Below are 13,229 nucleotides of genomic sequence, written 5' to 3'. Positions count from 1 at the left end.
CGTCACGCCGCCGGTCCCGCATGCGCGTGACCGTCCCCCCGTCCGAGCGCCCCGTCGCCGATGCGGTCGCCGGCCACTGGGTCGACCGATGGGCGCCGCGGCGCACCCGCCCCTACCTGCGGCTCGCCCGCATCGACCGGCCCATCGGCTGGTGGCTGCTGCTGCTGCCGTGCTGGTGGTCGGCGGCTCTGGCCGCCATCGCGTCGGGTGCGGCGTTCCCGAACCCGGTCCATCTCGCCCTGTTCCTCGTCGGCGCCGTGGCCATGCGCGGGGCGGGCTCGACCTATAACGACATCGCCGACCGCGACCTCGACGCGCAGGTCGAACGCACCCGCTCGCGCCCGCTTCCCTCGGGGCAGGTACGCGCCCGCCACGCGGCGGTGTTCCTGGTCGCCCAGACCTTCGTTGGGCTCCTCGTGCTGCTGCAGTTCAACGCCGACGCCATCCTGGTCGGGATCGCGTCCCTCGCGCCCGTGGCGATCTACCCGTTCATGAAGCGCGTGATGCCGATGCCGCAGCTCGTGCTCGGTCTCGCCTTCGCCTGGGGCGCGCTGATGGGGTGGGTCGCCGTGTTCGGCCGCCTCGATGCCCCGGCCTGGCTGCTCTACGCCGGCACCATCGCGTGGGTGGTGGGCTACGACACGATCTACGCCGTGCAGGACATCGAGGACGACGCCATCGCGGGCATCCGCTCCTCAGCGCGCACCTTCGGACCGCGCCTGAAGGTCGCCATCGGCGCCTGCTACGCCGCCGCCGCCGGGCTCGTGGGCCTCGCGGCCTGGAGCGCGGGCGCGGGCGTGGTCGGTCTGTTCGGCGTCGCCGGGTTCGCCGCCCATCTCGGATGGCAGACCGTCCGCCTCGAGGCGGGGGACGGGCGCGGCGCCCTCAGGCTGTTTCGATCGAACCGCGACGCGGGCCTGATTCTGTTCGCGGGTCTCACCTTCGACGCCGCCCTGCGGGTCTGGACGGCGTAATCCTCAGCAGACGCCGCCGCAGGCGATCTCGCTCTCGCCGCGATGGATCAGGGGACGCACGGGCAGGGAGCCGGTCTTGCGGCGCACGAGGAAGCGCGGGCGGCGGCCGGAAAGCAGGCCGTGGCGGCGGCGGGTGCGGGTGAGACCGAGCGCCACGGGACCGAGCTGGCGCGAGACCGCGGCGAGGCCGCCATCCTCCTTCACGATCATCCGGGCGAGGCCGGACGTGTCCGCCACGTCGCGCCACAGGGCCACGACCTCGTCCTCGCAGAACGGGCCGAGGCGGCTGATGACGACGGCGTCCGCACCGACGAGGAGCAGGTCGAACCGATCCTCGCCGCACGCGTCGGAGGCGTCGTCTGAGAACGCCAGGGCGACGCCCGTGGGCCGGACGGCGCCGGTACGGCCGATCACCGGCAGGCGGGCGGCGACGAAGGCCGGCATCGTCGAGAGCGTGTCGTCCTGGCCCGTGGCATCGGCCGAGGCGCGGTTCGTGTTTGCGAAAGTGTTCATCACCGGGGCACCCTGTCGGTGGCAACGGCCTCTGTCGGACCGTCCGTCTATGACAAGCAGAATTGCGTCTAACCTCCTCCAACCACCTTAAGAGTGAGCGTTAAGCGAATATGGACGCGCCCCTCTTGCCAAGAATGCTCAACGGTTCCTTGCGTCGATGTTCGGGATCCGAGCGTATCGACCTCTGCGCGGCAATCCTTGTGGCGACCGGACGTGCACCTTAGAGTGACTTCGACGACGGATGCACGGCGCATCGCCACGCCGCCCGGCATCTTCCGTGCTCCGTCCCCAGCCTCGTCCCCCGCCCGAACCCGATCCGACTGGAGCCGCATGCCCGCCACGATGACACCGGATGCGGCCCAAGCTCACGCTCAGGCCCTTGTGCCGGCCCTGCGCGAGGCGATCCGCGAGGCCGCCGGCCTCGCCCTGCCGTTCTACCGGGCGGGCGAGCAGACGGGCGCGCGGATCTGGTCGAAGGCCGGCGGCTCGCCGGTGACGGAGGCCGATGTCGCCGTCGACACCTTCCTCAAGATCCGCCTGAGCGCCCTGCTGCCGGCGGCGGCGTGGCTCTCGGAGGAGACCGCCGACGATGCCCTGCGCCTGAAGGCCGACCTCGTCTGGATCGTCGATCCCATCGACGGGACGCGCGCCTTCCTCACCGGGCACCCGGACTGGTCGATCTCCGTGGCGCTGCTGTCCGGCGGCCAGCCGGTGCTCGGCTTCGTCCACGCGCCGGTGAGCGGGCATTTCTACGAGGCGGTGGCGGGCTTCGGGGCGACCCGGGACGGCCAGCCCATCCGCGCCTCGTCGCAGGCGACCCTGGCGGGCGCGCGGGTGACGGGCCCGAAGCCGATGATGGACAGGCTCGCGCGCGGCGGCGCCCGGGACGGGGTGAAGCCGGACTTCGTCGTGGTCGAGCGGGTGCCGTCCCTGGCCCTGCGCGTTGCCCGCGTCGCCGACGGTTCCATCGATGTCGGACTCGTCTCGTCGGATGCCCGCGACTGGGATCTGGCCGGCGCCGACCTGCTCCTGCGCGAGGCCGGCGGCTCGGTGAGCGACCTCTCGGGCCGCCCCACCACCTACAACCGCACGGACCCTGTCCACGGCTCGCTCATCGCCCTGCCGGACGGTTTGCGGGCGCAGACGGTGGACGCCCTGGAACGCGGCTGAGGGCTCAGCCCCGCGGCGTCGCCACGGGCGCGTTCGCCAGGGTCAGCAGGGTCTGGAGCAGGAGATCCGCGCCGGCGGTGCAATCGGATTGCGTCGCCGATTCCGCCTCGTTGTGGCTGATCCCGTCCTTGCACGGCACGAAGATCATCGCGGTCGGCACCTTGAGGGCGAGGTTGCAGGCGTCGTGTGAGGCGCCCGAGACCATGCGGCGATGGGGCAGCCCGAGGCTGTCCGCGCCCCGTTCGATCAGCGCGACGATGCCGGGGTCGAACGGCACCGGCTCCTGGCGCCACACCAGATCGAGGGTGAAGCCGAGATTGCGCCGTCCGGCGATCTCCGCGAGGGCGGTACGCAGTTCGGCGTCGATGGCGTCGAGGGTGGCGGCGCGCGGGTCGCGGATGTCGAGGGTGAAGCGGACCCGGCCCGGGATGACGTTGCGCGACGGCGCTCCGATCACCGCCTCGCCGAGGGTGCCGACGGCGCTCGGGCCATGGGCACGGGCGATGCGCTCGACGGCGAGCGCCACCTCGGCGAGACCCGCGAAGGCATCGCGGCGGCGCGGCATGGGCGTGGTGCCGGCGTGGCTTTCGAACCCCGTGATCGTGCCGTCGAACCACAGGATTCCCTGGCCGCCCTCGACCACGCCGATGGTCTTGTCCTCCGCCTCGAGGATCGGCCCCTGCTCGATGTGGAGTTCGACGAAGGCGCCGATGGTGCGCGACCCCGTCGGCTCGGTGGCGGCGATGCCGAGCTTGTCCAACGCGTCCGCCACGCTGACCCCGTCCACATCCGTGCGGGCCAGAATGTCGGCCGTCGCGAAGGTGCCGACATGGGCGGCCGACGCCATGGTGGCGGGGGCGTAGCGGGAGCCCTCCTCGTTGGTCCAGTTGACGATGAGGATCGGCGCCTCCGTCTCGATGCCGGCATCGTTGAGGGTGCGCACCACCTCCAGCCCCGCGAGGGTGCCGAGAATCCCGTCGAAGCGCCCGCCCGTGGGCTGGGTGTCGAGGTGCGAGCCCGTGGCGACGGGCGGCCGTGTGCCGTCCCGGCCCGGCCGCAGGGCGAATTGGGTGCCGAGCTCGTCCGTACCGATTGTGAGTCCCGCCGCCTCGCAAGCGTTACGGAACCAGTCGCGGACCTGCCCGTCCTCCGGCGACAGGGTCAGGCGGTTGATGCCGCCTGCCGGCGTCACCCCGAACGCCGCCGTCTCCATGAGGCTGGACCATAGGCGCGCTCCGTCGACCCGCAGGTTGTGCCGTGCCGTGCCCATGGGGGCTCCTTCTTTGGTTCGATCGAGTCGGGTTTGATCGGCTCACTCGATCAAACCGCCGCTTCCAGCACCCGCGCCCGGTCGCCCTGGAACGCGGCGTGCGCCGCCTCCGTTCGCCAGCACGCCGCCCGGTGACCGGGATCGACGGCGACGTCCGGCGGGGCGTCGACGCTGCAGCGGTCCTCGGCGAGGAAGCACCGCGGAGCGAACGGGCAGCCCGGCGGGCGGTTGGCGAGGTCGGGGGGCGAGCCCGGAATCGTCTTGAGGCGCGAGCCCTTGGCCAAAGCCCCGTCGGCGCGGCTGCGCATGAGGCCGATGGTGTAGGGGTGGTGCGGGTTCAGCACCACGTCGCGGGCCGATCCCTCCTCGACGATGCGGCCGGCATACATCACGGCGATCCGATCGGCGACCTCCACCGCCGCCCCGAGGTCGTGGGTGACGAAGATCGTCGAGAGGCCGAGTTCGGCCTGCAGCTCGCGCAGGAGCAGCAAGATCTGGATCTGCACCGTGGCGTCGAGCGCGGTGGTCGGCTCGTCGGCGAGCAGCACCTGCGGCCGGCAGGCCAGCGCCAGGGCGATCATGGCGCGCTGGCGCATGCCCCCCGACATCTCGTGCGGATAGGCGTCGAGGCGCCGCTCGGGGCTGGGGATGCGCACGCGCTCGAACAGCTGGAGCGCGCGCCGGCGCGCGGCCTCGGCCCCGATTCGTTCGTGCTGGCGGATCGCCTCGGTGATCTGCTTGCCCACCGTGTAGACCGGGTCGAGGGCGAGAAGGGGCTCCTGGAAGATCATCGCCACTTCGCGGCCGCGCAAGGCGCGCAGGGCACGCGACGACAGCTTCATCACGTCCTGGCCAGCGACGAGGATCTCGCCGTCGATCCGGGTCTTGCGCTCCGGGTTGAGGCGCATGATGGCGCGGAGGGTCACGCTTTTCCCGGAGCCCGATTCGCCGATGAGGGCCACGGCCTGGCCGCGCTCCAGGGTGAGGTCGACCCCGTCCACGGCCTCGACCACGCCGCCGAACACGACCTTCAGGCCGCGAATGGCGACGGCGGGTTCTTTTGCGAGTCCGCTGCTCATGCGGCCACCGACAGGGCGGGGGCGGCGGAGTGGCCGGAGCCCGGCTGGCGGGCGAGGCAGGCGACACGGTGGACCGGATCGACGGGGGCGAGCGGCGGGGCGGTCGCCCGGCACACGTCCTCCACCAGGGTGCAGCGCGGGTGGAAGCGGCAGCCCGGCGGCGGGTCGATGGGGTTGGGCGGATCGCCGGCGAGGGGCGCCACCTCGGTCCGCGCATCCGGGTCCATGGACGGCATCGAGGACAGGAGCGCCGCCGTGTACGGATGGGCCGGGTTCGCCAGCACCGTGTCGGCCGGGCCGATCTCGACCACCTGGCCGAGATACATCACCGCGACCCGGTCGCAGATGAAGCGCACCACGTTGAGGTCGTGGGAGATGAACAGATACGTGAGGGCGAATTCCTGCTTGAGGTCCATGAGCAGGTTCAGCACCTGCGCCTCCACGGACTTGTCCAGGGCCGAGACCGCCTCGTCGAGGACCACGAGGCGCGGTTCCAGGGCGAGGGCGCGCGCGATGTTCACGCGCTGGCGCTGGCCGCCCGAGAGTTCGTGGGGATAGCGCGCGGCGAAGCGCGCCGGCTCCAGGCCGACGCGGGCCAGGAGCGAGCGCGCCCGCTCGATGGCCTGGCGCTTCGGCACCCCGTGCACCCGCGGCCCGAAGGCGACGGAGCCCTCGATGGTCATGCGCGGGTTGAGGGACGAGTAGCTGTCCTGGAACACCATCTGGGTCTGGGCGCGGAACTCGCGCCAGGGCAGCGCCCGGCCGCCGATGCGCTCGCCGTCGAACAGCAACTCGCCCTTGTCATGCGGCATCAGCCCCATGATGAGGCGCGCGGTGGTGGACTTGCCGCAGCCGGATTCGCCGACGATCCCGAGGGTCTCGCCCTTGAGGATGTTGAAATCGACGCCGTCGACCGCACGCACCACGGCCTTCTTCCCGCCCAAGCCCTTCTTGACGGGAAAATGCTTCACGAGGCCGTCGATGGACAGCAGCGGCTGGGCCGGGCCGCCCCGGTCGCGGTCCTGCGGAACGGTGGGGAGTCCGATCGGCGTGCTCACGACTTCACCTCCATGGCGGACCGGAGCCCGTCCGAGAACAGGTTGAACGAGATCGAGACGATGAAGATGGCGAGTCCCGGCAGAGCCGCGACCAGGGGGTTCACGTAGATCGCCGTGCGCAGGGTGTTGAGCATCAGGCCCCATTCGGGCTCGGGCGGCTTCACCCCGAGGCCGAGGAACGACAGGCCCGAGGCCAGGATCATCGACACGCTGATGAGGCTGGTGGCGTAGACGAAGATCGGCCCGAGCACGTTGCCGAGCACCTGCACCCGCAGGATCGTCAGGGTCGAGGCGCCCGACAGCCGGGCGGCGTCGACGTAGTCGCGCGAGCGGATCTGCGTGGTGACGCTCTCGGCGACCCGCGCGATCTGGGGCACGAACACGCAGGTGAGCGAGACGATGGAGTTGAACACGCCCGCGCCCAGCGCGCCCGAGAGGGCGATGGCCAGCAGCACGGACGGGAACGCGAAGAACACGTCCACGGTGCGCATGAGCACGGTGTTGACCCAGCCGCCGACATAGCCGGCGAGAATGCCGATCCCCGAGCCGATGACGAAGGCGAGGATGACGGGGGTGACGCCGATGAACAGGGACAGGCGCCCGCCCATCATCAGGCGGCTCAACATGTCGCGGCCGAGCTCGTCCGAGCCGAGGATGTAGGTGGCGTCGCCGATGGGCTTGAGGCGGCGCACCATCGACCCGCGATAGGGGTCCATGGGGGTGATCCACGGCGACAGCAGCGCGATCGCCACGATGGCGAGGATGACGCAGGCCGCCGTCATCGCCACGGGATCGCGCACGAGCTTGTGGCCGACCTGCCCCCAGAACCCGCGCGAGGCCACGAAGGCGTCGGGGGCCGCCGGGGCGGGGGGGGCCCCGCCGGCGACATCGATGGCTGGTGCAAGGGTGTTGGCCATCAGCCCCTCTCGATGCGCGGGTCGAGGGCCGTCTGGACCACATCGACGATGAGGTTGAGGGCGACGAAGAACATCGCCAGGACGAGGATCGAGCCCTGGAGCAGGGGCAGGTCGCGCTGGAAGATCGCCGCGTTGAGCAGGAAGCCCGTGCCCGGCCAGGCGAACACCGTCTCGATGAGGATCGAGCCGCCGAGGAGGTAGCCGAGTTGGAGGCCCATGATGGCCAGCGCGGTCGGCGCGGCGTTCTTCACCACGTGCTTGAACACGCCGAACTCGCTCATGCCCTTGGCCCGCAGCGCCCCGACGAAGTCTTGGGCGAGGATGTCGCCGACCAGCGCCCGGACGGTGCGGGCGATGACCCCCATGGGGATCACCGACATCGTGATCGCCGGCAGGATGATATAGCGCAGGTGCTCGAGATCGGGCCGCCAGTTGCCCGAGCCGTCGGGGCCGGCGCCCGTCGGCGGCAGCCAGCCGAGCTGGGCCGAGAACACGATGACCAGCACCATGCCGAGCCAGTAATGCGGCACGCTGACCCCGAACACCGACACGGCCGAGGCGAGGCGGTCGAGGATCGAGTTGCGGAAGTAGCCGGCGACGAAGCCGAAGATCATGCCGAAGGTGAAGCCGATGAGCGTCGCCACTGAGGCGAGGATCAGGCTGTTGACCACGGCCCGGCCGACCTCCTGCGCCACGGGGCGCCCGGTGGCGATGGAGATGCCGAGATCGCCCTGGAGCACGTGCCAGAGCCAGATCACGTACTGCACCGGCAGCGGCTTGTCGTAGCCGTAGGCCGTGCGCATGGCGTCGATGGTCTCCTGCGTCGCGTCCACGGGGAGCACGGCGCTCAAGGGGTCGCCGGGCGCGAGGTGGACGAGGAGGAAGCACACGACGCTGACGCCGAGGGCCACGGGGGTGACGGTGAGCAGGCGCTGGAGGATGAAGCTCAGCATGGTCTTTACCCTCTCCCCCCTGCGGGAGAGGGTGCCTGCGGAGCAGGCGGGAGAGGGGGCGACCTCTCCGGAAGCGTTCCTCCCCTCTCCCGACCCGCGCTCGCGTGCGGGCCACCCGCCCCCGCAGGGGGGGGAGGGTTCATGCGTGCGGCCCTGGTCATCACTGGCCCGATCATTTCGCCATCGAGATCGGCGAAAAGTCCTGGAACCAGTTCTGCGCCTGGACGAAGCCCTTCACCTTGGGGCTCATGGCCCGCGGGTTGGTGTCGTGGGCCACCATCAGGAACAGGGCGTCGTTGACGTACTTCTCGTGGACCTTCTCCAGCACCTTGGTCTGCGCGACCGGATCGAAGGTGGTGCGAACCTCGTCGAACAGCTTGTCCATCTCGGGGTCGCAGTAATGCCCCCAGTTGGTGCCGTTCGGCGCCGCGAGATTGCACTGCAGGTGGCGGATGAAGCCCGTGAACGGGTCCTGGACGAAGTACGAGAAGTTCATCCCCGTGGCCTTGCGCGACATCTCGGCCTTCGATCCACCCCGCCACAGGTTGATGAGGGTGTTCCACTCCACCACCTCGAACTCGACCTTGATGCCGATGTCGGCCAGATTCTGCTGGATCAGCTCGTTCATCGGCAGGGGCTGCATCTGCCCCGAGCCGGACGGCGCGATGAGGATCTTCGTCACGATGGGCTTGTTGGGGCCGTAGCCGGCCTCGGCCAGGAGCTTCTTGGCCGCCTCCGGGTCGTAGCCGGGCTTGAAGGTCGGGTGGCCGAACCAGGCCGAGCCCGGCGGCATGAAGCCCTGGGCCGGGATCATCAGGCCGTTGAGCATTTCCTTCATGCCCTCGCGGTCCACCGCGAGGTTGGCGGCCTTGCGCACGCGGATGTCGTTCCAGGGCGAGCCCTCGGCCCGCGACAGGTGCCAGGTCCAGTTGTGCGGATAGGCGTTGGTGACGATGCCGAAGCCCGCCCCCTTGAGGGAGGCGACGGCGTCGGGCGGCGGCGCCTCGATCCAGTCGACCTGACCGGACCGCAGGGCCGCCACGCGGGCGTTGGCCTCGGGGAGCGGCACCAGCACGAGCTTGTCGAGCTTCGGCACCCGCGCCTTGTCCCAGTACGCCTTGAACGGGACCATCTCGGCGCGCTCGCGCGGGGCAAACAGGGTCATCTGCCACGGGCCCGTCCCCGACGGCGTCTTGGCGAAGGCGTCCCAGCTCTTACCGAGCTTCTCCCACTGGGCCGGCGACGAGATCATGATCCAGGCGATCTGGTAGGGCAGGGTCGCGTCGGGGTTCTTCGTCGTGATCTCGACGGTCAGGGGATCGACGACCCGGTAGCTCGCCACCGCCGGAATGCGCGAGCGCCCCTGCGCCGATTGGCGCGGATCGAATTGCGGGGCGTCGGTCTTCAGGAGCTTGTCGAGGTTCCACACCACCGACTCGGCGGTGAAGGCCGAGCCGTCGTGGAAGGTCACGCCGTCGCGAAGCTTGAACGTCCACTTGGTGTTGTCGGCCGGGTCCACGGTCCAGCTCGTGGCGAGCCCCGGCGCCAGCACGGACGGCTTCGTCGCCGAGGACAGGTCCCAGTTGATGAGGCCGTCATAGACCGTGAAGCCCGTGAACCGCATGCCCTCGCCGCCATTGTCGGCCTGGCCCGTGGTGAGCGGGATGTCGGAGGCGGTCATCCCGATCTTGAGGACGCCCTGCGCGAGGGCCGCCGGGGTCATCAGGCCCGACAGGAGCGTCGCGGCGAGGAGGCGCTTGTTGAAGCGGGAGAGCTTGGTCCGACGCGTCACTGAATCGATCATGCGCACACAGGTTCCTTCGGCGGGCCGGGCCCGGACGGGATACCGTATGCAATCCACTGGCCAGCCCGGCGGGTCGGGGCCGAGAAACCGATTTGAGATGTCGAGGATGGCAGACCGCCGTCGATCCTCGACGACCCGCTATTCGTTCGTATCGCGGGCGGTCTTTCTTGGAGGGAGAGGGACACGGCGAGGTCTGAGACCCGCCCGGTTGACCCGCACACCTCACCGCGATCCTTTCCCGAGAGGAGTTGGAGCCCGTTGTGCCTCACGCCGCCGGCCCCAATCCTTCCGGATCGGTCCTTCGAACGGAGTGGATCCCGTGCGGGCGGTGAAGTCCCCAGGTCGAGCGGGCGGGCGCCGCCTCAGGCGCCGTGGGACGCCGCGCCCTCCGGGGCCTCGTCGCGGGCGCCGACGAGGCGGCCGAGCAGGCGGCCCAGGACGTTGCCGAGGCTGTCCATGAGCAGGAACACCGCCGGCACGAACACCAGGGACAGCAGGGTCGAGACGATGAGGCCGGAGATCACCGCCACCGCCATGGGGGCGCGGAACTCGCCGCCGACCCCGAGGGCCAGGGCGGAGGGCACCATGCCGGCGGCCATGGCCAGCGTCGTCATCACGATGGGGCGGGCGCGCTTGCGGCCGGCCTCGACGATGGCGGTGACCCGATCGACGCCGCGGGCCATTTCCTCGACGGCGAAGTCCACCAGCATGATGGCGTTCTTCGTCACCAGCCCCATGAGCATCAGGATACCGATGACCACCGGCATGGAGATCGGCATGTTGAGGACGAGCAGGCCGAGGATCGCCCCGCCGATGGAGAGGGGCAGGGAGAACAGGATGGTCAGGGGCTGCAGGAACGAGCCGAACAGCAGCACGAGCACGGCGTAGACCATCATGATCCCGGCGCCCATGGCCATGAGGAACCCCGAGAACACCTCGCCCATGATCTCGGCGTCACCCGTCTGCCGGATGGTCACCCCCGGGGGCAGGTTCTTCGCGGTGGGCGTCTCCAGGGCCTGCTGGATCAGGGAGCCGAGGGCGTCGGACCCTTCCATGTTGGCCTCCACGGCGACACGCACGACGCGGTCGTAGCGGTCGATGGCGCCCGGCCCCTGGCCGAGCTCGATGTCGGCGACGGCGGCCAGCGGCACGGCAGTGTTGTTCTTGGCCGGCACCTTGAGGTTTTCCAGGCGCGCGACGGTGCCGCGGGCGCTTTCCGGCAGCTGCACCCGGATCGGCACCTGACGGTCGGCGGCGTTGAACTTCGCCAGGTTCAGGCCGATGTCCCCGATGGTGCCGACTCGCACGGTCTCGGCGATGGCGTCGGTGGACACGCCGAGATCGGCGGCGGAGCCCTCCTTCGGGCGGATCCGCACCTCCGTGCGGTTGAGCGGCGCCGTCGACATCACCGAGACAAGGTGGGGGATCGCCGCCATGTCGCGCTGCAGGCGGGCGGCGACCTCGGTCACCACCTCCGGGTCGGGCCCGCCGACGACGAGGGCGAGGTCGCGCTGTCCACTGTCGCGAAGGGTCCAGGAGCGGATGTCCGGCTCCTCGGCGATGAGCGCCGCGATTTCGGTCTCCAACGCACCCTGCTTCTTCGCGCGCTGGTTCTTCGGCGTCAGGTTGACGATGAAGCTGGCGAGCCGGGTTTCCTTCTTGCCGCCCACCTGCCGTCCGCCATCGACGAAGACGGAAACCACCTCGGGGAGCGCCCGGATGCGCGCCGCCACCCGGTCGGAGGCCGCGATGGTGTCGGCCAGCCGCGCGCCGGGGGCGAGCTCAACCATGACGAGGGTGCGGGCGTTGTCCTGCTTCGGCACGAACCCCGACGGCAGCAGCCGTGTGGAGGCCAGCGACCCGGCGAACAGTGCCAGACCGATGACCAGGGTGATGAAGCGATGGCGCACGGACCAGCCGACGAGGCGAACATAGAGGCGCATCACCGGGCCTTCATGCGCTTCGGCGTGACCCTGATCGCGTAAAAAATAGGCAGCCAACATCGGTGTGATCAGGCGTGCCACCAGAAGCGACATGAAGACCGACACCGCGATGGTGAGGCCGAACTGCATGAAGTAGCGCCCGGCGATCCCGCCCATGAACGACACGGGGGCGAACACCGCGATCAGCGTCGCCGTGATGGCGATGACCGCGAGCCCGATCTCGTCGGCGCCGTCGATGGCGGCGCGGTAGGGCGATTTGCCGAGGCGCATATGCCGGACGATGTTCTCGATCTCGACGATGGCGTCGTCGACGAGGATGCCCGTCACCAGGGTGATGGCCAGCAGGCTGATGCCGTTGAGGGTGAACCCCATGGCGTCCATGGCCCAGAAGGTCGGGAACACCGAGAGCGGCAGGGCGACGGCGGCGATGAGGGTCGCGCGCCAGTCCCGCAGGAACAGGAACACCACGATGACGGCGAGCACCGCGCCCTCGATGAGGGTGTGCATGGCCGAATCGTAGGAGCCGAGGGTGGCCGAGACCGACGAATCGATTTTTTCGAAGAGGAGGTCGGGATAGGTTTCCTGGAACTCGGCGATTTTCTTCTCGACGCCCACCGCGACTTCGGCGTCGCTGGCGCCCGCGCCGCGCGAGACCGTGAACGCCACCACCGGATTGCCGTTGAAGCGCGCGAAGGTGCGCGGCTCCTCTATGGAATCCTCCACGGTGGCGAGGTCGTCGAGGCGCACCTTGCGGCCCGCCGGCAGCACGATGGAGGTGGCCTTGAGGTCGCGCAGGGTGCGCGAGGCGGCCAACGTGCGGATCGACTGCTCGCGTCCGCCGACCTCGCCGCGCCCGCCGGCCATGTCGGCGGAGGTGAGGCGCAACTGCCGGTTCACGTCCGCCGCCGTGATGCCGAGCGCCAGGAGGCGGTCGGGCTGGAGCACCACGCGCAGTTCGCGGGCGACGCCGCCGACGCGCTCGACGCCGCCGACGCCCTTCACCCCCTGGAGGGTGCGGGCGATCTTGTCCTCCACGAGCCAGGACAGGTCGGCGGGTGTCATGGCCGGGGCGGTGACGCCGTAGACGAGGATCGGCAGGCCGGCGATTTCGACGCGGCTGATCACCGGCTCGTCGATGGTGCGCGGCAGGTTGATGCGGATCTTCGAGACCGCGTCCTTGACGTCGTTGACGGCCCGGTCGGTGTTCACCTCGAGGCGGAACTCGACGGTGGTGACGGACGAACCCTCGGTGATGGCCGAGGTGATGTGCTTGACCCCGCGCACGCCGGCGATGGAATCCTCGACCCACTTCGTCACCTGGGTCTGCAGCTCGGACGGCGCCGCCCCCGCTTGCGTGATCGCCACGGAGACGATGGGCACGTCGACGTTGGGCATGCGCGTGACGGCGAGGCCCCGGAAGCTGACCAGCCCGAGGACGATCAGCACGAGGAACAGGACCAGGGGCCCGATGGGCTTGCGGATCGCCCAGGCGGAGACGTTCAGGCGCATGGGACGAGGTCTGCGGTGCGAAGCGCGGGGGGGCGGGGC

General features: G+C 70.2%; 10 protein-coding genes. 2 read left to right on the top strand and 8 right to left on the bottom strand.

What is annotated here, in order from left to right:
* Positions 1-20 precede the first annotated feature (20 nt).
* Entirely contained in the window at positions 21-974 is a 954-nt protein-coding gene (gene ubiA, locus FV218_RS01270) for a 4-hydroxybenzoate octaprenyltransferase (RefSeq protein ID WP_147708410.1), read from the top strand.
* Positions 975-977: 3 nt separating this feature from the next.
* Here ubiA and FV218_RS01265 read toward each other — a convergent pair whose 3' ends face one another.
* Positions 978-1,418, bottom strand: coding sequence for a DUF6101 family protein (locus tag FV218_RS01265; protein WP_147708449.1), 441 nt, complete (start codon positions 1,416-1,418; stop codon positions 978-980).
* A 399-nt stretch (positions 1,419-1,817) separates the two neighbouring features.
* Between FV218_RS01265 and FV218_RS01260 the strand changes: the two genes are divergently transcribed.
* Positions 1,818-2,657 carry a 3'(2'),5'-bisphosphate nucleotidase CysQ gene (locus FV218_RS01260; protein WP_147708409.1) on the top strand — a complete coding sequence of 280 codons (840 nt, stop codon included), beginning with the start codon at positions 1,818-1,820 and terminating at the stop codon, positions 2,655-2,657.
* Positions 2,658-2,661: 4 nt separating this feature from the next.
* Here FV218_RS01260 and FV218_RS01255 read toward each other — a convergent pair whose 3' ends face one another.
* The 7 genes from FV218_RS01255 to FV218_RS01225 all read right to left on the bottom strand — a co-directional run bounded on the left by FV218_RS01255 (position 2,662) and on the right by FV218_RS01225 (position 13,190).
* Positions 2,662-3,927 (bottom strand): Zn-dependent hydrolase, encoded by a 1,266-nt coding sequence (locus FV218_RS01255; RefSeq protein WP_147708408.1) that lies wholly within the window; start codon positions 3,925-3,927, stop codon positions 2,662-2,664.
* Between the two features lie 50 nt (positions 3,928-3,977).
* Positions 3,978-5,006 carry an ABC transporter ATP-binding protein gene (locus FV218_RS01250; RefSeq protein WP_147708407.1) on the bottom strand — a complete coding sequence of 343 codons (1,029 nt, stop codon included), beginning with the start codon at positions 5,004-5,006 and terminating at the stop codon, positions 3,978-3,980.
* Positions 5,003-6,064 (bottom strand): ABC transporter ATP-binding protein, encoded by a 1,062-nt coding sequence (locus FV218_RS01245; protein WP_200912646.1) that lies wholly within the window; start codon positions 6,062-6,064, stop codon positions 5,003-5,005. Before FV218_RS01245 ends, FV218_RS01250 begins: the two co-directional genes overlap by 4 nt.
* Positions 6,061-6,981: an ABC transporter permease gene (locus tag FV218_RS01240; RefSeq protein ID WP_056088746.1), complete on the bottom strand. Its 921-nt coding sequence runs from the start codon at positions 6,979-6,981 to the stop codon at positions 6,061-6,063. The genes FV218_RS01245 and FV218_RS01240 overlap by 4 nt, the downstream gene beginning before the upstream one ends.
* The gene (locus FV218_RS01235) at positions 6,981-7,934 is read right to left on the bottom strand and encodes an ABC transporter permease (protein ID WP_147708406.1); all 954 of its coding nucleotides are present in this window, start codon (positions 7,932-7,934) and stop codon (positions 6,981-6,983) included. The genes FV218_RS01240 and FV218_RS01235 overlap by 1 nt, the downstream gene beginning before the upstream one ends.
* A gap of 172 nt (positions 7,935-8,106) precedes the next feature.
* The gene (locus FV218_RS01230; RefSeq protein ID WP_246684941.1) at positions 8,107-9,657 is read right to left on the bottom strand and encodes an ABC transporter substrate-binding protein; all 1,551 of its coding nucleotides are present in this window, start codon (positions 9,655-9,657) and stop codon (positions 8,107-8,109) included.
* A gap of 443 nt (positions 9,658-10,100) precedes the next feature.
* Positions 10,101-13,190, bottom strand: a complete 3,090-nt coding sequence (locus FV218_RS01225; protein WP_147708404.1) for an efflux RND transporter permease subunit — start codon at positions 13,188-13,190, stop codon at positions 10,101-10,103.
* Between the last annotated feature and the right edge of the window lie 39 nt (positions 13,191-13,229).

Origin of the sequence: Methylobacterium sp. WL69 (assembly GCF_008039485.1) — a bacterium.
Lineage (GTDB): Bacteria > Pseudomonadota > Alphaproteobacteria > Rhizobiales > Beijerinckiaceae > Methylobacterium.
The sequence above is the reverse complement of the archived record's forward strand: the minus strand, read 5'-3'. Positions and strand labels throughout refer to the sequence as shown.

Excerpts from the sequence above, each read along its gene's own strand:
- ubiA (WP_147708410.1), top strand. The coding sequence starts at position 21 with ATGCGCGTGACCGTCCCCCCGTCCGAGCGCCCCGTCGCCGATGCGGTC.
- FV218_RS01265 (WP_147708449.1), bottom strand. The coding sequence starts at position 1,418 with ATGCCGGCCTTCGTCGCCGCCCGCCTGCCGGTGATCGGCCGTACCGGC.
- FV218_RS01260 (WP_147708409.1), top strand. The coding sequence starts at position 1,818 with ATGCCCGCCACGATGACACCGGATGCGGCCCAAGCTCACGCTCAGGCC.
- FV218_RS01255 (WP_147708408.1), bottom strand. The coding sequence starts at position 3,927 with ATGGGCACGGCACGGCACAACCTGCGGGTCGACGGAGCGCGCCTATGG.
- FV218_RS01250 (WP_147708407.1), bottom strand. The coding sequence starts at position 5,006 with ATGAGCAGCGGACTCGCAAAAGAACCCGCCGTCGCCATTCGCGGCCTG.
- FV218_RS01240 (WP_056088746.1), bottom strand. The coding sequence starts at position 6,981 with ATGGCCAACACCCTTGCACCAGCCATCGATGTCGCCGGCGGGGCCCCC.
- FV218_RS01235 (WP_147708406.1), bottom strand. The coding sequence starts at position 7,934 with ATGCTGAGCTTCATCCTCCAGCGCCTGCTCACCGTCACCCCCGTGGCC.
- FV218_RS01230 (WP_246684941.1), bottom strand. The coding sequence starts at position 9,657 with ATGACCCCGGCGGCCCTCGCGCAGGGCGTCCTCAAGATCGGGATGACC.
- FV218_RS01225 (WP_147708404.1), bottom strand. The coding sequence starts at position 13,190 with ATGCGCCTGAACGTCTCCGCCTGGGCGATCCGCAAGCCCATCGGGCCC.